Origin of the sequence: Geodermatophilus sp. DF01-2 (assembly GCF_004571065.1) — a bacterium.
In the GTDB taxonomy this organism is placed as follows: domain Bacteria; phylum Actinomycetota; class Actinomycetes; order Mycobacteriales; family Geodermatophilaceae; genus Geodermatophilus.
Window position 1 is genome coordinate 1 of sequence record NZ_SPQN01000080.1, and the last position, 19,139, is coordinate 19,139.

The 19,139-nt window shown below is 75.1% G+C and carries 18 protein-coding genes and 1 pseudogene; 14 read left to right on the forward strand and 5 right to left on the reverse strand.

From position 1 onward, the window contains the following. Nucleotides 1-254: 254 nt before the first annotated feature. Complete coding sequence (locus tag E4P41_RS17570; protein ID WP_135142556.1) at nucleotides 255-455, reverse strand: hypothetical protein; 201 nt, start codon at nucleotides 453-455, stop codon at nucleotides 255-257. Nucleotides 456-502: 47 nt separating this feature from the next. On the opposite strand from E4P41_RS17570, the gene E4P41_RS17575 reads away from it, so the two are divergent. Both E4P41_RS17575 and E4P41_RS17580 read left to right on the forward strand, forming a co-directional pair. Further along, nucleotides 503-1,003 (forward strand): Lrp/AsnC family transcriptional regulator, encoded by a 501-nt coding sequence (locus tag E4P41_RS17575; protein ID WP_245177448.1) that lies wholly within the window; start codon nucleotides 503-505, stop codon nucleotides 1,001-1,003. Then, nucleotides 987-1,304 carry a DUF4229 domain-containing protein gene (locus E4P41_RS17580; protein ID WP_135142557.1) on the forward strand — a complete coding sequence of 106 codons (318 nt, stop codon included), beginning with the start codon at nucleotides 987-989 and terminating at the stop codon, nucleotides 1,302-1,304. Before E4P41_RS17575 ends, E4P41_RS17580 begins: the two co-directional genes overlap by 17 nt. Nucleotides 1,305-1,365: 61 nt before the next feature. On the opposite strand, the gene E4P41_RS17590 is transcribed toward E4P41_RS17580, so the two are convergent. From E4P41_RS17590 to E4P41_RS17600, 3 genes are read right to left on the reverse strand one after another with little or no spacing between them, the layout of a single operon-like run. Continuing rightward, nucleotides 1,366-2,238 (reverse strand): 1,4-dihydroxy-2-naphthoate polyprenyltransferase, encoded by an 873-nt coding sequence (locus E4P41_RS17590; RefSeq protein ID WP_135142558.1) that lies wholly within the window; start codon nucleotides 2,236-2,238, stop codon nucleotides 1,366-1,368. 2 nt (nucleotides 2,239-2,240) lie between these two features. After that, nucleotides 2,241-3,368 carry an AMP-binding protein gene (locus E4P41_RS17595; protein ID WP_135142559.1) on the reverse strand — a complete coding sequence of 376 codons (1,128 nt, stop codon included), beginning with the start codon at nucleotides 3,366-3,368 and terminating at the stop codon, nucleotides 2,241-2,243. 28 nt (nucleotides 3,369-3,396) lie between these two features. Continuing rightward, nucleotides 3,397-4,071 (reverse strand): DUF222 domain-containing protein, encoded by a 675-nt coding sequence (locus E4P41_RS17600; protein WP_167761153.1) that lies wholly within the window; start codon nucleotides 4,069-4,071, stop codon nucleotides 3,397-3,399. 323 nt (nucleotides 4,072-4,394) lie between these two features. On the opposite strand from E4P41_RS17600, the gene E4P41_RS17605 reads away from it, so the two are divergent. Genes E4P41_RS17605 through E4P41_RS17615 form a run of 3 tightly spaced genes read left to right on the forward strand, consistent with a single transcriptional unit; the run spans nucleotide 4,395 to nucleotide 7,835 of the window. After that, a complete protein-coding gene (locus E4P41_RS17605; protein WP_245177449.1) occupies nucleotides 4,395-5,345 on the forward strand; it encodes an o-succinylbenzoate synthase in 951 nt (316 codons plus the stop codon). Next, complete coding sequence (menD, locus tag E4P41_RS17610; protein WP_135142561.1) at nucleotides 5,342-7,021, forward strand: 2-succinyl-5-enolpyruvyl-6-hydroxy-3-cyclohexene-1-carboxylic-acid synthase; 1,680 nt, start codon at nucleotides 5,342-5,344, stop codon at nucleotides 7,019-7,021. The genes E4P41_RS17605 and menD overlap by 4 nt, the downstream gene beginning before the upstream one ends. Before the next feature lie 28 nt (nucleotides 7,022-7,049). Next, nucleotides 7,050-7,835, forward strand: a complete 786-nt coding sequence (locus E4P41_RS17615; RefSeq protein ID WP_245177450.1) for a GAF and ANTAR domain-containing protein — start codon at nucleotides 7,050-7,052, stop codon at nucleotides 7,833-7,835. A gap of 119 nt (nucleotides 7,836-7,954) precedes the next feature. Here E4P41_RS17615 and E4P41_RS17620 read toward each other — a convergent pair whose 3' ends face one another. Further along, complete coding sequence (locus E4P41_RS17620; RefSeq protein WP_135142562.1) at nucleotides 7,955-9,229, reverse strand: isochorismate synthase; 1,275 nt, start codon at nucleotides 9,227-9,229, stop codon at nucleotides 7,955-7,957. Nucleotides 9,230-9,264: 35 nt separating this feature from the next. On the opposite strand from E4P41_RS17620, the gene E4P41_RS17625 reads away from it, so the two are divergent. The 9 genes and pseudogenes from E4P41_RS17625 to E4P41_RS17665 all read left to right on the forward strand — a co-directional run. Then, nucleotides 9,265-9,990, forward strand: coding sequence for a demethylmenaquinone methyltransferase (locus E4P41_RS17625; protein ID WP_135142563.1), 726 nt, complete (start codon nucleotides 9,265-9,267; stop codon nucleotides 9,988-9,990). A 388-nt stretch (nucleotides 9,991-10,378) separates the two neighbouring features. Next, on the forward strand, nucleotides 10,379-11,653 hold the full coding sequence (locus E4P41_RS17630) for a geranylgeranyl reductase family protein (protein ID WP_245177451.1): 1,275 nt from the start codon (nucleotides 10,379-10,381) through the stop codon (nucleotides 11,651-11,653). A gap of 54 nt (nucleotides 11,654-11,707) precedes the next feature. Beyond that, complete coding sequence (locus E4P41_RS17635) at nucleotides 11,708-12,061, forward strand: NADH-quinone oxidoreductase subunit A (protein WP_135142574.1); 354 nt, start codon at nucleotides 11,708-11,710, stop codon at nucleotides 12,059-12,061. Nucleotides 12,062-12,071: 10 nt separating this feature from the next. Continuing rightward, nucleotides 12,072-12,521 (forward strand): annotated as a pseudogene (locus E4P41_RS22770) (NADH-quinone oxidoreductase subunit B family protein); the annotation flags it as partial. Between the two features lie 388 nt (nucleotides 12,522-12,909). Beyond that, entirely contained in the window at nucleotides 12,910-13,647 is a 738-nt protein-coding gene (locus E4P41_RS17645) for an NADH-quinone oxidoreductase subunit C (protein ID WP_135142565.1), read from the forward strand. A 157-nt stretch (nucleotides 13,648-13,804) separates the two neighbouring features. Next, a complete protein-coding gene (locus tag E4P41_RS17650; protein WP_135142566.1) occupies nucleotides 13,805-15,136 on the forward strand; it encodes an NADH-quinone oxidoreductase subunit D in 1,332 nt (443 codons plus the stop codon). Between the two features lie 73 nt (nucleotides 15,137-15,209). Then, on the forward strand, nucleotides 15,210-16,298 hold the full coding sequence (gene nuoE, locus E4P41_RS17655) for an NADH-quinone oxidoreductase subunit NuoE (RefSeq protein WP_135142567.1): 1,089 nt from the start codon (nucleotides 15,210-15,212) through the stop codon (nucleotides 16,296-16,298). 2 nt (nucleotides 16,299-16,300) lie between these two features. After that, nucleotides 16,301-17,629, forward strand: a complete 1,329-nt coding sequence (nuoF, locus tag E4P41_RS17660) for an NADH-quinone oxidoreductase subunit NuoF (RefSeq protein ID WP_135142568.1) — start codon at nucleotides 16,301-16,303, stop codon at nucleotides 17,627-17,629. Continuing rightward, on the forward strand, nucleotides 17,626-19,139 hold a 1,514-nt coding region (locus E4P41_RS17665; protein WP_135142569.1), incomplete at its 3' end, for an NADH-quinone oxidoreductase subunit G. The genes nuoF and E4P41_RS17665, both read left to right, overlap by 4 nt.

The window sequence follows — 19,139 nt, forward strand, 5'->3', positions numbered from 1 at the left end:
CGGGCGGGATGCCGGCCCCGCCCCGTCAGGAAGCGGCGCCCGCCGAGCCACCGCAGCGGCCGGCGCGGGCCCGCGGCTGGCGGCGCCTGTTCCGCGCCGCCTGAAGAAGGAGCCCCCTGCTCTCCGCTCCTCGTAGGAGGACCCTCTCCCCGAGCCTGCGCAGAGCACGCCGGGAGAGGGCCGTGCCCTGGAGGCGGCCGACACCAGGCGCGGGCCGAACCCTGGACGGGCCGCGCGCGCTCGGCGACGGGTCGCTACGCCGGGGAGCCGTCGTCGCGCCGCGTGCGGCGCTCGAGCTCGCGCAGGAACTCCGGGTCGTCGTCCGGCGCCACCGGGCGGACGGCGCGCTGCGGCCGGGGCCGCGGCGCACGCTTCGCGGAACCGCCCGTCTCTGCCGCACGCAGCACCAGCACCACCACGGCGACTGCCACCACCAGCACCACCACGAAGGCCATGGCGGCCCACCCCCTCGCCGATCGAGCCCGAGTGCACTCCACAGTACGTGTGCCGGCGATACTCGACCGCGCAGAGAGCGCCCGCACGAGAGGAGTGCGCCATCGACGCCGTCGACCAGCAGCTCATCGACCTCCTGCGCGCCAACGGGCGGGCGAGCTACGCCGAACTGGCCCGGCGGGTGGGCCTCTCCTCGCCGGCGGTGCACGAGCGGGTGGGCAAGCTGGAGGCGGCGGGGGTCATCACCGGCTACCGGGCGGTCGTCGATCCGGCGTCGGTCGGGCTGGGTGTCACCGCCCTGGTGGGCGTCATCGAGAGCGACTCGGTCGACGACACCGGCATCGAGGAGGCGCTGCGCGCCATGCCCGAGGTCGAGGACTGCTGGCGGGTCGCGGGCAGCGAGGGCTACGTGCTCAAGGTGCGGGTGACCGACATCCCGGCACTGGAGGCCACCATCGGCGCGTTGAACAGGATCAGAGGCGTCGCCCGCACCCGGACGACGGTCGTTCTGTCCACCAAGTGGGAGGGCCGCCATGGCGGAGAAGGCTGATCCGACGGTGCCGGGCGCGCCGACCGGGGGTCCGGCGGCGCGGCCCCGGATCGCGCCCTGGCTGCTCATCTACACGGTGGGCCGGTTCGCCATCGCGGCTGCACTGGTCCTGTTGCTGTGGTGGCTCGGCCTGGACTTCTGGTCCGGCGCCCTCTTCGGGCTGCTGCTGTCGATGCCGGTCTCGTACCTGCTGCTGCGCCCGTCGCGCGATCGGCTGACCGAGGGCCTGGCTGCGCGCAGCATCGCCCGTCAGCAGGCCAAGACCGAGCGGGAGGCCCGCCTGGCCGGCGACGAGAGCTGAAGAAGGACCCCGCTGCCCCCCATCACTCGCAGGCTCGCGATGGGACCCTGCAGCGGGGCCCTCAGCCGCTGAGGGCCAGACCGGCGCCGAGCAGGACGCCGGTGACCAGGGTGAGCAGCCCGGTGCCCTGCAGCGCCGCGATGAGCGCCGGCCCGCGCCCGCCGGAGAGCACGGTGCGCACCGGCGGCACGGCCAGCGGGACGGCGAGCAGCGTCAGCAGCACCCAGGAACGGACCACTCCGATGGCGAGGACGACGGCGAACGCCACCACCGGCAGGGCCGCGTAGGCGATCCGGGTGCCCCGGTCACCGAGCAGGACGGCGAGCGTGCGCTTGCCGACGGCGGCGTCGCCCTCGATGTCGCGCAGGTTGTTCACCACCAGCAGCGCCACCGACAGCAGGCCGATCGGCACCGAGGCGGCCACCGCCAGCCCGTCGACCGAGCCGGTCTGCACGAACGTCGTCCCCACGACCGCCACCAGGCCGAAGAAGACGAAGACGAACACCTCGCCCAGCGCCCGGTAGCCGTAGGGGAGCGGCCCGCCGGTGTAGGTCCAGGCGGCGGCGATGCAGACCGCGCCGACCGCGACCAGCCACCAGCTCGACAGCGCCGCCAGCGCCAGCCCGGCCAGCCCGGCCACGGCGAAGGCGGCCAGCGCCGCGCCCAGCACCTGCCGCGGGGTCGCCGCGCCCGAGCCGACCAGCCGCATCGGGCCCACCCGGACGGCGTCGGTGCCGCGGGCGCCGTCGGAGTAGTCGTTGGCGTAGTTGACCGCCACCTGCAGCGCCAGGGCGACCAGCAGGGCGAGCAGCGCGGTCAGCGGCCGGAAGCCGTCGAGGGCCGCGGCGGCGCCGGTGCCCACGAGCACGGGGGCCAGCGCGGCGGGCAGCGTGCGGGGGCGGGCGCCGGCCAGCCACTGGGCGGGGGTGGCCACGGTCAGTGCCTCTCGAGCAGGGCCGCGGCCACGCCGCGGCGGTCGGGCTTGCCCGTGTGCAGCGTGGGGACGGCGGCGATCCGGTGCAGCTCACGCGGGGCGGCGGGGCCGCCCAGCCGCGCGGCCACCCAGGCCCGGAGGGCGGCGAGGTCGGGCTCCGCGCCGGGCACCGGGACGACGGCGGCGACGACCCGCTGGCCCCACTCGCCGTCCGGCCGGCCGAAGACGACGGCATCGGCGACGTCCGGGTGCGCGCGCAGCACGCCCTCCACGGCCTGCGGGGCGACGTTGACCCCGCCGGTGACGACGACGTCGTCCAGCCGGCCGTGCACGGCGAGCCGGGCCTCCTCGTCGAGCGTGCCGGCGTCCCGGGTGCGGAACCAGCCGTCGGCGAACGCCGCGGCGGTGGCCTCGGGGTCGAGCCGGTAGCCCAGGGCCAGCACCGGCCCGGCGAGCTCGACCCCCTCGGCGACGCGGACCCGCACGCCGTCCAGCGGCCGGCCGTCGTACACGCAACCGCCGGCCGTCTCCGTCATGCCGTAGGTGGTCACGACGGCGACCCCCTCGTCGCGGGTGCGGGCGAGCAGGGCGGGGTCGGTGGCCGCGCCGCCGACGAGCACCGCGGCGAAGGTGCGAAGCGCGGCCGGCTCGGCGTCGAGGTACCGGCGCAGCTGCGTGGGCACCAGCGCGGTGTAGCGCGGTTCCGCCGGCATCCGGGCGACGGCGGCGGCCAGCGGCTCGCCCTGCGCCAGCACGGTCGGTTCGGTGCCGCCCAGCAGCGACCGGCACAGCACCTGCAGCCCGGCGATCGCCGACACCGGCAGCGCCAGCAGCCACGCCCCCGGGCCGCCCAGCCGCCGCAGCGTGGCCTCGGCCGAGGCGCGCACCGCGGCCACCGGCAGCAGCACCCCGCGCCCGCCCCCGGCCGAGCCGGAGGTGACGACGACGAGGTCGGCGCCGGGCTCCAGCGGCTCGTCCGGCCGCAGCACGGTCCGGGCGGCCTCGACGGCGGCGGGCGGTCCCGCGGGCAGCACGGCCAGGGGCGCCGCGCCGTCCAGGGCGGCGCGCAGGTGCGGCAGGAGCGCGAGGGGATCGGCGGGCGCAGGCACGGGGGTCAGGTGCCGGGGCACGAGGTCCCAGGCTAGCGGGAATGTCGATCTAGTAGGGCGGGAGGTCGAGGTCGGTGCCGCAGCGGGGTGGGTGGCTGACCCGGATCTCGCCGTTGGGCGGGGTGACCGCCAGGCCGCCGTCGTCGAAGGGCCACCAGGCTGCCCGCAGCTGGTCGACGATCGCGATGTGCGGGCGGGCCTCGGCGTCCCGACGCAGCACGATCCGCCGGACACAGTCGCCCAGCTGCGGTGGGGTCTCGTCCCCCAGCAGGCCCAGCACGTGCGCCTCGATGTCGGCGCGCAACCCGTCGTCGGCCACCGGGCCGACCACGTTGATCATCTGCCGGGCGTGCGCCGGGGACAGCTTCCCCCGGGCCAACAGCTGGTGGGTGCCCGGCAGCCGTTCGTCCAGCACCAGCGCCTCGGCCAACTGCGCGGTGGCCGCCGGACCGGGGATGCGCAGCGTCAGCGCCACCTCGTCGACCGCCCACTCGCTGACCTCGGTCAGCGCCACCGGCCGGGCCGCCCGGCTGGCCGCCGACATCGCCCCGCGCTGCCCGGACTGCCGGTCGAACGCCGTCGCCGGCCGACACCGGGCGAACTCCGCCAGCGAGGCGGCCACCACCGCCGACAGCCGGGCGATCTCCCGCGACGCCGCCGCCCGCGCCAACGGCGCCGCAGCGGTGGCCAGCAACCGGTCCAGCTCGGCGGCAGCCGCATCCACCGGATCAGCCGTGTCCGCCGGGCACAGTCGCCCAGCCGCGGTGCGGCGGGCTCGTGCAGCCACGCCCGGCCCCATAGCAGCTCCGGATACACCCGGTCGACGACGAAGGGCGGCTCTGAGGCGGCGTCCCGGCGGTCGAGCACCGCGGTCAGGGCGTGTTCGACCGACGAGCCACCCGGCCCTTCCGAGAACACCACGCCATCGAACACTCGTTCGATGATACGCGATGGCCGGCTGCCCGGCCAGCGAAACGAGCTCGTGTTCCGACGCCGCCCGGAGTTGCCGTGGAACCGGTCGGCCGCCCGCCTCCTACGCTGATCAGCGTGACCTCCGCCGACCCGCCGCAGCTCGACGGAGCGCGGGTCTGGTCGGTGCCGATGCGCGCCCGATTCCGGGGCATCGACGTCCGCGACGGCGTGTTGGTGCAGGGGTCCGCCGGCTGGGGCGAGTTCTCCCCGTTCTGGGACTACGACGTCGCCGAGAGCCGCCGATGGTGGGCCGCGGCGGTCGAGGCCGCCTGCGAGGGGTGGCCGGCACCGGTGCGCGACGCGGTGCCGGTCAACGTCACCGTGCCCGCCGTCGACCCCGAGCGAGCGCACGCGATCGTGGCGGCCTCGCGCTGCCGGACGGCCAAGGTGAAGGTCGCCGATCCGGAGCAGACGGCGGCCGACGACCTGGCCCGCGTCGAGGCGGTGCGCGATGCACTGGGCCCGGACGGCGCGATCCGCGTCGACGCCAACGCCGCGTGGGACGTCGACACCGCGGTGGCCCGCATCCGCGAGCTGGGCCGGGTGGGCCTGGAGTACGTCGAGCAGCCCTGCGCGTCGCTCGCGGAGCTGGCCGCGCTGCGCCGGCGGATCGACGTCCGGGTCGCCGCCGACGAGGCGGTGCGCCGCGCGGTCGACCCGCTGCGGGTGGACCTGCGGGAGGCCTGCGACGTCGTCGTCCTCAAGGTGCAGCCGCTCGGCGGGGTGCGGGCGGCGATGCGGGTCGCCGAGGCCCACGGCCTGCCGTGCGTCGTCTCCTCGGCGCTGGAGTCGTCGGTGGGCATCGCCGCCGGGGTGGCCCTCGCCGCCGCGCTGCCGGAGCTGCCGTTCGCCTGCGGGCTGGCCACCGTGGCGCTGCTCGACGGCGACGTCACCAGCGCCCCGCTGCTGCCGGTGGACGGCGCGCTGCCGGTGCGGGCCGTGACGCCCGACCGGCTGGCCGAGGTCGCCGCCGACCCGGCCATCGAGGCACGCTGGCGGGCCCGGCTGGACGCGGTGCGCGGGTGAACCCCTCCACCGCCCTCGCCCGGGTGCTCGTCGACGAGCTGGTCCGTGGCGGGGTCACCGACGCCGTGGTGGCGCCCGGGTCCCGCTCCGCGCCGGTGGCGCTGGCGCTGTTCGAGGCCGAGCGGGCCGGCCGGATGACCCTGCACGTGCGCATCGACGAGCGGGCGGCGGCCTTCCTCGCCCTCGGCCTGGCGAAGGCCTCCGGGCGGCCGGTGCCCGTGCTGACCACCTCCGGGACGGCGACGGCGCACCTGCACGCCGCCGTGCTCGAGGCCGACGCCGCCGGGGTGCCGCTGCTGGCGCTGACCGCCGACCGGCCGCCGGAGCTGCGCGACACCGGGGCCAACCAGACCATCGCCCAGTCCGGCCTCTACGGCACGGCGGTCCGGGCGGCGGTCGACGTCGGGGTGCCCGAGACCGGCCGGAAGGAGGCCCAGAACCGGTACTGGCGCTCGCTGGTGGCCAAGGCGCTGCTCACCGCTCGGGGGGTGCTCTCCGGCGACCCGGGCCCGGTGCACCTCAACCTGCCGTTCCGCGAGCCTCTGCTGCCGGAGGACCCCGGGACGCAGCCGAGCGGTCCGTGGGTCGGCCGGGCCGGCGGTGTGCCGTGGACGGACGGCTCCGTCACACCCTCGCCGGCACCCGCCGACACCGGCCCGGCGCGGACGCTCGTCGTCGTCGGTGACGCGCCGCCCGCGCTCGGCCGGGCGGCGGCCGAGCTGGCGCAGGCGCAGCGCTGGCCGGTGGTCGCCGAGCCGTCCAGCGGCGCGTGGGCGGAGTCCGTGCGCGGCGGCGCGCTGCTGCTCGGCGCGCCGGGCTGGCTGGCCGCGCACCGCCCCGACCGGGTGCTGGTGGTGGGCCGGCCGACGCTGTCCCGGCCGGTGTCGGCGCTGCTCGCCGACCCCGCCGTCCGGGTGGAGACGGTCGCCGCCGCGCCGCGCTGGGCCGACGCCGGCCGGTCGACGTCGTGGGTCGGCGCACTTCCCGTCCCCGGCACCCCGGCCGACCCGGCGTGGCGCGCGGCCTGGTGCGCCGCGGCCAGCCGGGTGGGGACGGCCGTGGACGGCCTGCTCGACGCCGCGCCGGGGCTGACCGCGGGCCTGCTGGCCCGCGACCTCGTGGCCGGCCTGTCCGACGGCGCGCTGCTCGTCCTCGGTTCGTCGACCCCGGTCCGCGACGTCGACCGGCTGGCCGTCCCGCGGAACGGGCTGACCGTGCTCGCCAACCGCGGGGTCGCCGGCATCGACGGCACCGTGTCGACCGCGGTGGGCGCCGCCCTTGCGCACGGGGGCCCGGCGTTCGCCCTGCTCGGGGACCTCACGTTCCTGCACGACCTGCAGGGACTGCTGGTCGGGGAGGGGGAGCGGCGGCCCGACCTCACCCTCGTCGTCCCCGACAACGACGGCGGCGGGATCTTCGCCCAGCTGGAGCCCGGTCAGCCGCGGTACGAAGCGGGCTACCGGCGGGTGTTCGGCACGCCGCACGGCCGCGACCTGGTCGCCGTCGCCGAGGCGCTCGGCTGGCCGGCGCTCCGGGTGGCCGGGCCGTCCGGGCTGGCGGACGCCGTCGTCGCGGGCGGGCCTCGGGTCGTCGTCGTCGGCACCGACCAGCGCGCCGAGGCGGAGCTGGCCGCGGCGCTGCGGTCGGCCGCCGCCGAGGCGCTGGGCGCGGCCTGACCTCGCCGTCCGTGGTTACGGTGCTCCCGTGAAGGAGGAGCCGAGGCGGGCAGCCAGGTCCCGCGGGAGCGACGAGGGACAGCGGCCGGCGCCGGTGTCCGGGGACGGGCCGGGCAGCGGCCGGGTGGAGGAGAACCTCGGCGAGATCATGGGCCAGGTCGCCCGCGCGCTGCAGGAGGAGCACGGCGACGTCGAGGCCACCCTGCGCACCATCACCGCCACCGCGGTCGGCACCATCCCCGGCGCCGAGGAGTGCTCGATCACGTACGTCACCGGCCGCGAGCGGGTCGAGCCGCGCGCGGCGACCGGGGACTTGCCGGCGCGGATGGACGAGCTGCAGAACCGGGTCCAGGAGGGGCCGTGTCTGGACGCCGTGTGGGAGGAGGAGACCGTCCGCATCGAGGACATGCGCGCCGAGCGGCGGTGGCCCCGCTTCGCGGCGGAGGCGGTGGAGCTCGGGGTGATGAGCTCGCTGAGCTTCCGGCTGTTCGTCGACGGCGACAACCTCGGCGCCCTCAACGTCTACGCTCGCGAGCCGCAGGCGTTCGGGAAGGAGTCCGAGGAGGTCGGCCTCGTCCTCGCGGCCCACGCCGCCGTGGCCCTCGCCGGCGCCCGGCACGAGTCCGACCTGCGCCAGGCCGTGAGCAGCCGGGACGTCATCGGGCAGGCCAAGGGCATCCTCATGGAGCGCCACCGGCTGACCGCCGACCAGGCATTCCAGGTGCTGGCCCGGGTCTCACAGCAGACCAACCGCAAGCTGGTCGACATCGCCGAGGAGCTCACGCGGACCGGAGCCATGCCCGGCGCCGGTTGACCCGGTGATCGTCCGGGCAGACCGGTGCCACGGTCCGGGGGCGGCCGGCCGTCCCACGGACCCAGGTCCGGCAGTCGAGAACACCGGCTGCCGGGCCGCCTCGTCCGGCGGCCGGCCGGTCAGCTCTCCAGAGCGGCCTGGAAGGCAGCGAACTTGGCCTGGGTCTCGGCCAGCTCGGCGGCCGGGTCGGAGCCGGCGACGATGCCGCAGCCGGCGAACAGCCGCGCCGAGGCCGGGTCCCCGTCGGACAGCTCCGCGCAGCGCAGGGCGAGGCCGAACTCGCCGTCCCCGCGCGCGTCCAGCCAGCCGACCGGACCGGCGTAGCGGCCCCGGTCCATGCCTTCGAGCTCGCCGATCAGCGCCGCGGCCGCCCCGGTCGGGGTGCCGCAGACGGCCGCCGTCGGGTGCACCGCGCCGACCAGCTCCAGCAGGCCGGCACCACCGCGGGGCCCGCTGCGCCGCTGGACGCCGGCGACGTCGGTGGCGAGGTGGCGGACGTTGGCCAGCGTGAGCAGCTCCGGCTCCTCCGGCGCGGACAGCGTCGTGCAGTAGGGGTCCAGCGCGCCGACCAGCGAGTCGACGGCCAGCGCGTGCTCGGCGCGGTCCTTGGCCGAGGAGAGCAGGCCGGCGGCGAGCCGGTCGTCGTCCGCGCCGGCACCGCGCGGCGCGGTCCCGGCCAGCACGCGGGAGGACAGCTGCCGACCCGTCCGGCGCAGCAGCAGCTCCGGCGTCGCCCCGAGCAGGCCGTCGACGGCGAAGGTCCAGCAGTCGGGGAAACGGGCGGCCAGCCGGCCAAGGAGAGAACGGGCGTCCAGCGGCGCGTCGGCGGTGACCAGGAGGTCGCGCGCCAGCACTACCTTGGCCAGCTTCCCGGCGTCGATCCGCTCCACGGCCGTGGCCACCGTCGCGCACCACGAGGCCGGGTCCAGCGCGCCGTCGGCGTAGCGCAGCCGCCCCATCGGCGACGGAGAGGCCTCGGGCGCGTCGTCCATCACCTCGGCGGGGTCGACGTCCCCGACGGTGGTCACCCACGCCACGCCGTCCCGCCGTCCGACGACGACCTCGGGCACGACGAACACCGACGTCCCCGCGGCGGGGTCGAAGGCGATGCTGGCGAAGACGACAGGACCGGAGCCGGGCACGCCGGTGCGGTCGTCGACGTCGAGGCCGGCGCTGTGGTCCGCCCACCACGTGGCCGCCTCGGCCAGGGCTCGGGGACCGGTGACCTCCAGTCGGGCCGCCTCACCCCAGCCGACCAGCCCATCCCCGCGGCGCACCCAGGACAGCGCACCGGCCGGGGGCAGCAGAGCGAGCAGATCCGGCGCGTCGGCCAGCGGGGTCGTGGTGACGACGGGTGTGACCGCACCCGGGGACGTCAGGGCCGCGGCGGTCACGGCCCCAGCGTAGGCAGCCGGTAGCGTCGCCCGCCGTGGGAGACCGGCGAGAGAGCGCACACACCGCGGGGTTGCGGGCCGGTCTGGACAAGCAACCGACCGACGTCGCGGCCATGTTCGACCGGGTCGCGCGGCGCTACGACCTGACCAACACGGTGCTCTCCGGCGGCCTCGACGCGTTATGGCGGCGGGCCACCCGGGGGGCGCTGGACGCCCGCCCGGGGCAGACGGTGCTCGACGTCGCCGCCGGGACGGCGGTCTCCACGGTCGAGCTCGCGAGCGGCGGCGTGCACGCGGTCGCCTGCGACTTCTCCCAGGGGATGCTCCGGGCGGGCGCGTCCCGGGCGGTGCCCAAGGTGGCCGGCGACGCCATGGCGCTGCCCCTGGCCGACGAGAGCGTCGACGGCGTGGTCATCTCCTTCGGCCTGCGCAACGTCGCCGACCCCGACGTCGCGCTGCGCGAGTTCGCCCGGGTGACCCGCCCCGGCGGCTCGCTCGTCGTCTGCGAGTTCTCCAGCCCGACCTGGGCGCCGTTCCGCACCGTCTACACCGAGTACCTGATGCGGGCCCTGCCGCGGATCGCCCGCGCGGTGAGCAGCAACCCCGACGCCTACGTCTACCTCGCCGAGTCGATCCGCGCCTGGCCCGACCAGCCGGCGCTGGCCGCGCGGGTGCAGGCGGCCGGCTGGGACGACGTGGCGTGGCGCGACCTCACCGGCGGCATCGTCGCGCTGCACCGCGGTCGCAAGCCGCGCCCGTGACCCGGTCGGCCCCGTCCGGAGGTTCATCCCGAGCCGAAAGGCCCCGTCCGGAGGTTCATCCCGAGCCGAAAGGCCCCGTCCGGAGGTTCATCCCGAGCCGAAAGGCCCCGTCCGGAGGCTCACCCCGAGCCGAAAGGCCCCGTCCCCCTCACCCCGAGCGTGCGAGGGGTGAGGGGGACGGGGTCCTTCTCGAGGGGGACGGGGTCCTTCTCGAGCGGGGCGGGGTCCTTCCTCGAGGGGGACGGGGTCCTCTTCGAGGAGGACGGGGTCCTTCAGGGAGCTGTGACGCACGGTTCCACCAGCCCACTTGTCACCAAGCTCACATCCCGGCCTAGAGTAGGGACCGGGCGGCCTTGTGAAGCAATTCACAAAGTCGCCGGAACTCGACGTGAGGGGGCCTGAGGTGGACGACGGCGACCGGCGGGCCGACGTGCTCGTCGTCGGCGCCGGTCCTGCGGGTTCCTCGGCCGCCTGGCACCTGGCCCGGGCCGGGCTCGACGTCGCCGTCCTGGAGAAGGCCCGCTTCCCCCGCGAGAAGGTCTGCGGCGACGGGTTGACCCCGCGCGGCGTCACGGCGCTGGCCGACATGGGCGTCGACACCGTCGGCTGGGTCCGCCACAAGGGGCTGCGGGTCACCGGCGGCGGCCAGGTGACCGAGGTCGACTGGCCGACCCTGCAGCGCTGGCCGTCCTACAGCCTGGTCCGCAGCCGCCGCGATCTCGACGCCGGCCTCGCCGCCCACGCCGCGGCGGCCGGCGCCCGGGTGCTCTGCGAGGTCACGGTCACCGGCCCGCTCCTGGACGACGCCGGCCGGGTCGCCGGGGTGCACGCCGAGGAGGGGTCGGACCGGACGCCGGCCACCTGGCGTGCGCCGCTGGTCGTCTCCGCCGAGGGGCTGTCCGGACGCCTGGGCAAGGCGCTGGGGCTGGTGCGGCGGGAGGACCGGCCGCTGGGCGTCGCCGTCCGCCGGTACGTCTCCTCACCGCGCACGGACGACGAGTACCTCGACATCTCCTTCGACCTCTCTCCCGCCGGCCCGAGCGCGGACTCGATGCCCGGCTACGGCTGGGCCTTCGGCATGGGCGACGGCACCAGCAACGTCGGCTTCGGCCTGCTGGACACCCGTCGCGGCACCGGCGCCGAGCCGCGCACGGTGCTGCGCGAGTGGCTGGCCACGCTCCCGCCGGAGTGGCAGTTCGGCGAGGAGCACGCCGTCACCCCGTTGCGCGGCGCCGGCCTGCCGATGGCCCTGCACCGCGGACCGGCCTACACCCGCGGGCTGCTCCTGGCCGGGGACGCCGCCGGCACGGTCAACCCGGTTAACGGCGAGGGGATCAGCTACGCGCTGGAGACCGGCCGGATGGCGGCCGAGACGGCGGCGGAGGCGCTGGCCGCGCCGGAGGGGCCGCGCCGTGAGGCCGTGCTGCGCCGGTACCCGGCTCGGCTGCGCGAGGAGTACGGGCGCCACCACCGGCTGGCCACGGGTCTGCTCGCGCTGATGGCCCGGCCGGACCTGGTCCGCTTCGCGACGGCGCACGGGCTCAAGCGACCGGCGCTGGTGGCCGCGGCGCTGCGGCTGATGGGCAACCTCTCCGACGGCCGGGACGGCGACCGGTTCGACCGCGCCGTCGCCGTCCTCACCCGGCTGGCCCCGGCGGTCTGACGTGACCGACACCCATTCGACCCTCGACGGAGAGGGGTAGCGCTGGTGCTCTCGATGTACGTCCCGATCGTCGGGCTGTTCGCGCTGGCGGCGGCGTTCGCGCTGTTCTCGGTCGCGGTCGCGCCGTTCGTGGGCCCCCGCCGGTACAACCGGGCCAAGCTGGCCGCCTACGAATGCGGCATCGAGCCGGTGGACCAGCCGCTGACCGGCGGTCGGTTCCCGGTCAAGTACTACCTCACGGCGATGATCTTCATCGTCTTCGACATCGAGATCGTCTTCCTCTACCCGTGGGCCGTAGCCAACGACGCACTCGGCGTCTTCGGGCTGGTCGAGATGGTCGTCTTCATCGGCACCGTGTTCATCGCCTACGTCTACGTGTGGCGGCGCGGCGGCCTGGACTGGGACTGAGGAGCCGGCGATGGGACTCGAGGAGAAGCTGCCGAACGGCGTCCTGCTGACCACGGTGGAGAAGGTGGTCAACTGGACGCGCAAGTCGTCGCTGTGGCCGGCCACCTTCGGGCTGGCCTGCTGCGCGATCGAGATGATGGCGACCGGCGCCGGCCGGTACGACCTGGCCCGCTTCGGCATGGAGGTCTTCCGGGCCTCCCCGCGGCAGGCCGATCTGATGATCGTCGCCGGCCGGGTCAGCCAGAAGATGGCGCCGGTCCTGCGGCAGATCTACGACCAGATGCCCGAGCCGCGCTGGGTGCTGGCGATGGGGGTCTGCGCCAGCTCCGGCGGGATGTTCAACAACTACGCGGTCGTGCAGGGCGTCGACCACGTCGTCCCGGTGGACATGTACCTGCCCGGCTGTCCGCCGCGGCCGGAGATGCTCACCGACGCCATCCTCAAGCTGCATCACAAGATCATGAACGAGCCGCTGGGGGAGAAGCGGACCCGGGAGCTCGAGCGCGCACGGGCCGAGGGGCGGGCGCCGGACCTGCTCGTCGAGATGCCGTCGACGGTGCGGGTCGACAAGGAGAAGCGGGCGGCCTACGAGCGGGCCGCCGCCGAGCGGCGCACCGGCCAGTTCGCCATCGAGCAGCGCGGAGGCAACGCGGTCCTGCTGCCGGAGCCCTTCGTGCGGAGCGGAACCACGACGACGACGGCCGGGCGAGCATCGCAGGGAGATGCCCGGAGCCGACAGGGAGCGAGCATCGCAGCGAGCTCTGCGAGCGAGGAGCGGAGCGACCGCGGAGGCGACCGATGATGTGGACCGAGGAGCGGAACGAGACCGGAGCCGAGCAGGTGACACGGTGACCGGCCCCGGCGACCGCAGCGGAGAGGACGCCGCGATCGGTGCGACCGCCCCGAGCGGAGGCTTCCGCAAGGGCGCGTTCGGGGTCTCCGGCACCGGCGACACCTCCGGGTTCGGCGGGCTCGTCCGCGTCGAGCCCGGCGGTGCGGTCGCGCTGCACTCCACCGACCGGCCCTACGGCGGCTACTTCGACGAGGTCACCGATGCGCTGATCGAGGCTGTCGGGCAGGCCACCTACGACGCCGCCGTGCAGCGCGTGCTGGTCGACCGCGGCGAGATCACCTACTTCGTGGCCCGCGAGCACCTGCTGTCCCTGGTGCAGGCGCTCCGCGACGACGAGGCGCTGCGCTTCGAGCTGTGCAGCAGCGTCTCCGGCGCCGACTACCTCGACTCCGGCGGCCCGGCGGCTGGGCCCGACCGGCCGCGGCTGCACGTCGTCTACCACCTGACCTCGATGACCTACCGCCGGCGCATCCGGCTGGAGGTCGCGGTCACCGCCGAGGACCCGCACGTCCCCTCGGTCGCCTCCGTCTACCCGACGGCGGACTGGCAGGAGCGGGAGACCTGGGACATGTTCGGCGTCGTCTTCGACGGCCACCCGGCGCTGACCCGGATCCTCATGCCCGATGACTGGGACGGCCACCCCCAGCGCAAGGACTACCCGCTCGGCGGAGTCCCGGTCGAGTACCACGACGCCACGATTCCTCCGCCCGACACCCGCAGGAGCTACCGATGAGCCGGGCCTTGCGTCAGCACGGGCCACAGGGGGTCCCGCCCACCCATCCCTCTGCCCGACACCCGCAGGAGCTACCGATGAGCCGGGCCTCGGCGCCGCGGGCGGTCACGATCGTCCCGCCCACCCACCCCCTCCCCGACATCCGGCGGAGCTACCGATGAGCACGACCTACAACGCCACCGACCCGTACGCCGGCTCGCGCGAGACCACCGAGGGCCGGGTCTACACCGTCACCGGCGGCGACTGGGACCAGACGCTGGGCACCGAGGCCTACGGCGAGGAACGGCTAGTCGTCAACATGGGCCCGCAGCACCCCTCCACCCACGGCGTCCTGCGGCTGGTGCTCGACCTCGAGGGGGAGACGGTCACCAAGGCGCGCGTGGTGATCGGCTACCTGCACACCGGCATCGAGAAGAACACCGAGTACCGCACCTGGACGCAGGGCACGACATTCGTGACGCGGATGGACTACCTGTCGCCGCTGTTCAACGAGGCCGGCTACTGCCTGGCCGTCGAGAAGCTGCTCGGGATCGAGGCGCCGCAGCGCGCGCAGACGATCCGCGTCCTGGTCATGGAGCTCAACCGGATCGCCTCGCACCTGGTCGCGCTGGCCACCTTCGGCATGGAGATGGGCGCGCTCACCGGGATGACCAACGGCTTCCGGGAGCGGGAGCTGGTGCTCGACCTGCTCGAGGAGATCACCGGGCTGCGGATGAACCACGCCTACATCCGCCCGGGTGGGCTGGCGCAGGACCTCCCCGAGGGCGCCGTCGAGCACATCCGCGAGTTCCTCGGGGCCATGCCGGCCCGGGTGGCCGACTTCCACAAGCTGCTCACCGGCCAGCCGATCTGGCAGGCTCGCCTCAAGGACGCCGGGTACCTCGACGTCACCGGCTGCATCGCGCTCGGCGTCACCGGGCCGGTGCTGCGCGCCGCCGGGCTGCCGTGGGACCTGCGCAAGGTCGAGCCCTACCTGGGCTACGAGACCTACGACTTCGAGGTGCCCACCGCCGACACCTGCGACGCCTGGGGCCGCTACCTGGTCCGCATGGCCGAGGTGAACGAGTCGCTGAAGATCATCGAGCAGGCGTTGGACCGCCTCGAGCCGGGTCCGGTGATGGTCGAGGACAAGAAGATCGCCTGGCCCGCGCAGCTCTCCCTCGGCCCCGACGGCATGGGCAACTCCCTCGACCACGTCCGCCACATCATGGGCGAGTCGATGGAGGCCCTGATCCACCACTTCAAGCTGGTCACCGAGGGCTTCCGGGTGCCGGCCGGCCAGGTCTACGTGCCGATCGAGTCCCCGCGCGGCGAGCTCGGCTACCACGTGGTCAGCGACGGCGGCACCAGGCCGTTCCGGGTGCACGTGCGTGATCCCAGCTTCGTCAACCTGCAGGCGACGGCGGCGATGAGCGAGGGCGGCATGATCGCCGATGTCATCGCGGCGATCGCCTCCCTGGACCCGGTGATGGGGGGCTGTGACAGGTGAGCGAGCTTGCGAGCGAACCGATGAGCACAGCAGCGCCGCGAGCGGCGTCGACGAGCGCCAGCGAGGAGGCGGCGTGAGTGCGCTCCCCGGGTCCCCGGAGGGGACGGCGGTCACCGGCTTCGACAGCTCGCCGGTGGACTCGAGCCCCGAGACCCTCGCCGAGCTCCCGCCGCTGACCGAGCAGACCCGGCTCGAGGCGCGGGAGATCATCGGCAGCTACCCGCAGGCGCGCTCGGCGCTGCTGCCGATGCTGCACCTGGTGCAGAGCTACCAGGGCTACGTCACGCCCGAGGGCGTGGCGCTGTGCGCCGAGGAACTGGGGCTGACCAAGGCCGAGGTCGGCGCGGTCGCGACCTTCTACACGATGTACAAGCGCCGTCCCACCGGGCGGCACCTGGTCAGCGTGTGCACCAACACGCTCTGCGCCGTCCTGGGCGGGCAGCGGATCTTCGACGCGCTCGCCGCCGACCTCGGCGTCCACCACGACGAGACCGCCGCCGACGGCTCGGTCACCCTCGAGCACGCCGAGTGCCTGGCCGCCTGCGACTACGCGCCGGTGGTCACCGTCGACTACGAGTTCTACGACCAGCAGGACGTCGAGAGCGCCCGGGTCCTCGTCGCGGCCCTGCGGCGCGGCGAGAAGCCGCACCCCACGCGGGGCGCGCCGCTCACCGACTTCCGCGGGATCTCGCGGCAGCTGGCCGGCTTCTCGCAGTACGCCGACGCCGACGTCGCCCGGGCGGCGATCGACGCGGAGGGGCGGATCGAGCCGACTCTGGCCGGACTCCGGCTGGCCGCCGAGCGCGGCGAGGCCGCCCCACCCATGCCCGGACCCGAGCAGCCACCGGCCGACACCGGTGGGCTGCGGGGGACGGCAGGAGGACCCCGTCCCGGCCCCGTCCCGGAGGCTCGCCCCGAGCCTGCGAGGGGTGAGGGGGGCGGGGCCCTTTCCGGGGCCGGCGAGACCCCGGAGGAGGAGGCCGCCGACGCCCGCGTCGCAGCCGCGGACACCCCGGCCGAGCGGGCCGGCGCTGCGCAGGCCCACCCCGACAAGGGTGCCGAGTACGGACAGCCGCGGGGCCGGCAACGGGCCGGCACCGAGAACCCGCCCGCCACCGAACCCGCCACGGGAACCACCCCGACCGACAGCAAGGAGGCCTGACCGTGCCTCTCGCCCCCGTCCTCACCTCGCGCTGGGCCGAGCCGCAGTCCTGGCGGCTGTCGACCTACGAGCGGCTCGACGGCTACACCGCGCTGCGCACCGCGCTGTCGATGACCCCCGACGAGCTGGTCGGCCTGGTCAAGGACTCCGGCCTGCGCGGCCGCGGCGGCGCCGGCTTCCCGACCGGTATGAAGTGGAGCTTCATCCCGCAGCCCAAGCCGGGGGAGACGCCGACCGGACCGGCCGCGATGCCGAAATACCTCGTGGTCAACGCCGACGAGGGGGAGCCCGGTACCTGCAAGGACCTGCCGCTGATGATGGCCGACCCGCACTCCCTGGTGGAGGGCGTGATCATCTCGGCCTACGCCATCCGCTCGCACCTGGCCGTCATCTACGTCCGCGGCGAGGCCGTGCACGCCCACCGCCGGCTGGTCTCCGCCGTCCAGGAGGCGTACGAGGCCGGATACCTCGGTACCGACATCCTCGGCTCCGGCTACGACCTCGAGCTGATCGTGCACGCCGGCGCCGGCGCCTACATCTGCGGCGAGGAGACCGCGCTGCTGGACTCCCTGGAGGGCTACCGGGGCCAGCCGCGGCTCAAGCCGCCGTTCCCCGCCGTCGCCGGCCTCTACGGGGCGCCGACGGTGATCAACAACGTCGAGACGCTGGCCAGCGTGCCGTTCGTCGTCCGCGGCGGGTCGGACTGGTTCAAGGAGTTCGGGCCGGAGAAGTCGCCCGGGCCGAAGATCTACTCGCTGTCGGGCCGCGTCGTCCGGCCGGGCCAGTACGAGGCCCCCATGGGGACGACGATGCGCGAGCTGCTGGAGATGGCCGGCGGCGTCCGGCCGGGGCACCAGCTCAAGTTCTGGACGCCGGGCGGCTCGTCGACGCCGTACTTCACCGCCGAGCACCTCGAGGTCCCGCTGGACTTCGACTCGGTGGCCGCCGCCGGCTCCATGCTCGGCACCACCGCGCTCATGGTCTTCGACGAGACCGACTCGATCGTCGAGGCCACCCTGCGGTTCACCGAGTTCTACGCGCACGAGAGCTGCGGCAAGTGCACCCCGTGCCGGGAGGGCACCTACTGGCTGGTCCAGATCCTGCAGCGGCTCGTCGACGGCCGGGGGACGGCGGCCGACCTGGACCTGCTCATCGACACCTGCGACAACATCCTGGGCCGCTCCTTCTGTGCCCTCGGTGACGGCGCGACGAGTTGCATCGCCAGCTCGCTGAAGTACTTCCGGGACGACTACGTCGCCCTGCTGCCCCCGGAGGAGCAGGCCCGTCTCGGCCGCAGCCTCCGGCTCGAACCCGTGGGAGTCGCCTCGTGACCACCCCCCGACCCGCCCCGGCCGCCGTCCCGGCGGTGTCCGACCCGCACCCGGCTGATCAGCCCCCACCGGTGGACGCCGTCCACTGCACCATCGACGGCTTCGAGGTCGCCGTACCGAAGGGGACGCTCATCATCCGGGCCGCCGAGATGATCGGCGTGCAGATCCCGCGGTTCTGCGACCACCCGCTGCTCGAGCCGGTCGGCGCCTGCCGTCAGTGCCTGGTCGAGGTGGAGGGGCAGCGCAAGCCGGTCGCCTCCTGCACCATGCCGGTCACCGACGGGATGGTGGTGAAGACGCAGCTCACCAGCCCGGTGGCGGACAAGGCGCAGCAGGGCACGATGGAGCTGCTGCTGATCAACCACCCGCTGGACTGCCCGGTCTGCGACAAGGGCGGGGAGTGCCCGCTGCAGAACCAGGCGATGAGCAACGGGCGCGCCGAGAGCCGGTTCGTCGACGTCAAGCGGACCTATCCCAAGCCGCTGCCGATCAGCAGCGAGGTCCTGCTCGACCGGGAGCGCTGCGTGCTCTGCGCTCGCTGCACCCGCTTCTCGCAGCAGGTCGCCGGCGACCCGTTCATCGAACTCTTCGAGCGGGGCGCCCTGGAGCAGGTGGCCATCTACGAGGACGAGCCGTTCGAGTCCTACTTCTCCGGCAACACCACCCAAATCTGCCCGGTCGGCGCGCTCACCAGCGCGCAGTACCGGTTCCGCTCCCGGCCGTTCGACCTCCGCAGCGAGCCCAGCGTCTGCGAGCACTGCGCGTCCGGCTGCGCCCAGCGCACCGACTACCGACGGGGCAAGGTGCTGCGCCGGCTGGCGGGGGAGGACCCGGCGGTCAACGAGGAGTGGAACTGCGACAAGGGTCGCTTCGCCTTCCGCTACGCCACCGCCAACGACCGGTTCACCACCCCGCTGGTGCGGCGGGACGGCGTCCTGGAGCCGGCGTCCTGGCCCGAGGCGTGGGCCGCCGCGGCGGCCGGGCTGCGCGCCGCGCGGGACACCGGCGGCGTCGGCGTGCTGCCCGGGGGCCGGCTGACCGTCGAGGACGCCTACGCCTACGCCAAGTTCGCCCGTGTGGCGCTCGGCACCAACGACGTCGACGCCCGCGCCCGCGCGCACTCGACGGAGGAGCTGGCCTTCCTGGCCGCGCACGTCGCCGGCACCGGCCCCGCCAACGGCGCGGTCACCTACGCCGACCTCGCCGCCGCTCCTGCGGTGCTGCTCGCCGGCCTCGAGCCGGAGGAGGAGTCGCCCATCGTCTTCCTGCGGCTGCGCCGGGCCGTGCAGAAGAACCGGCTGGCGGTCTTCGACCTCGCGCCGTTCGCGACCCGCGCCGCCGAGAAGTTGCAGGCCACGGTGCTCACCACGCTGCCCGGCACCGAGGCCCGCTCGCTGGCCGCCCTCGCCGAGGGCACCTGGGGCGGGCCCGCCGTGGAGGCGCTGCGGCAGCCGGGCGCGGTCGTGCTCGCCGGCGAGCGGCTGGCCGAGGCCCCCGGCGCGTTCACCGC

Excerpts from the sequence above, each read along its gene's own strand:
- E4P41_RS17635 (WP_135142574.1), top strand. The coding sequence starts at position 11,708 with ATGTACGTCCCGATCGTCGGGCTGTTCGCGCTGGCGGCGGCGTTCGCG.
- E4P41_RS17650 (WP_135142566.1), top strand. The coding sequence starts at position 13,805 with ATGAGCACGACCTACAACGCCACCGACCCGTACGCCGGCTCGCGCGAG.
- E4P41_RS17570 (WP_135142556.1), bottom strand. The coding sequence starts at position 455 with ATGGCCTTCGTGGTGGTGCTGGTGGTGGCAGTCGCCGTGGTGGTGCTG.
- E4P41_RS17580 (WP_135142557.1), top strand. The coding sequence starts at position 987 with ATGGCGGAGAAGGCTGATCCGACGGTGCCGGGCGCGCCGACCGGGGGT.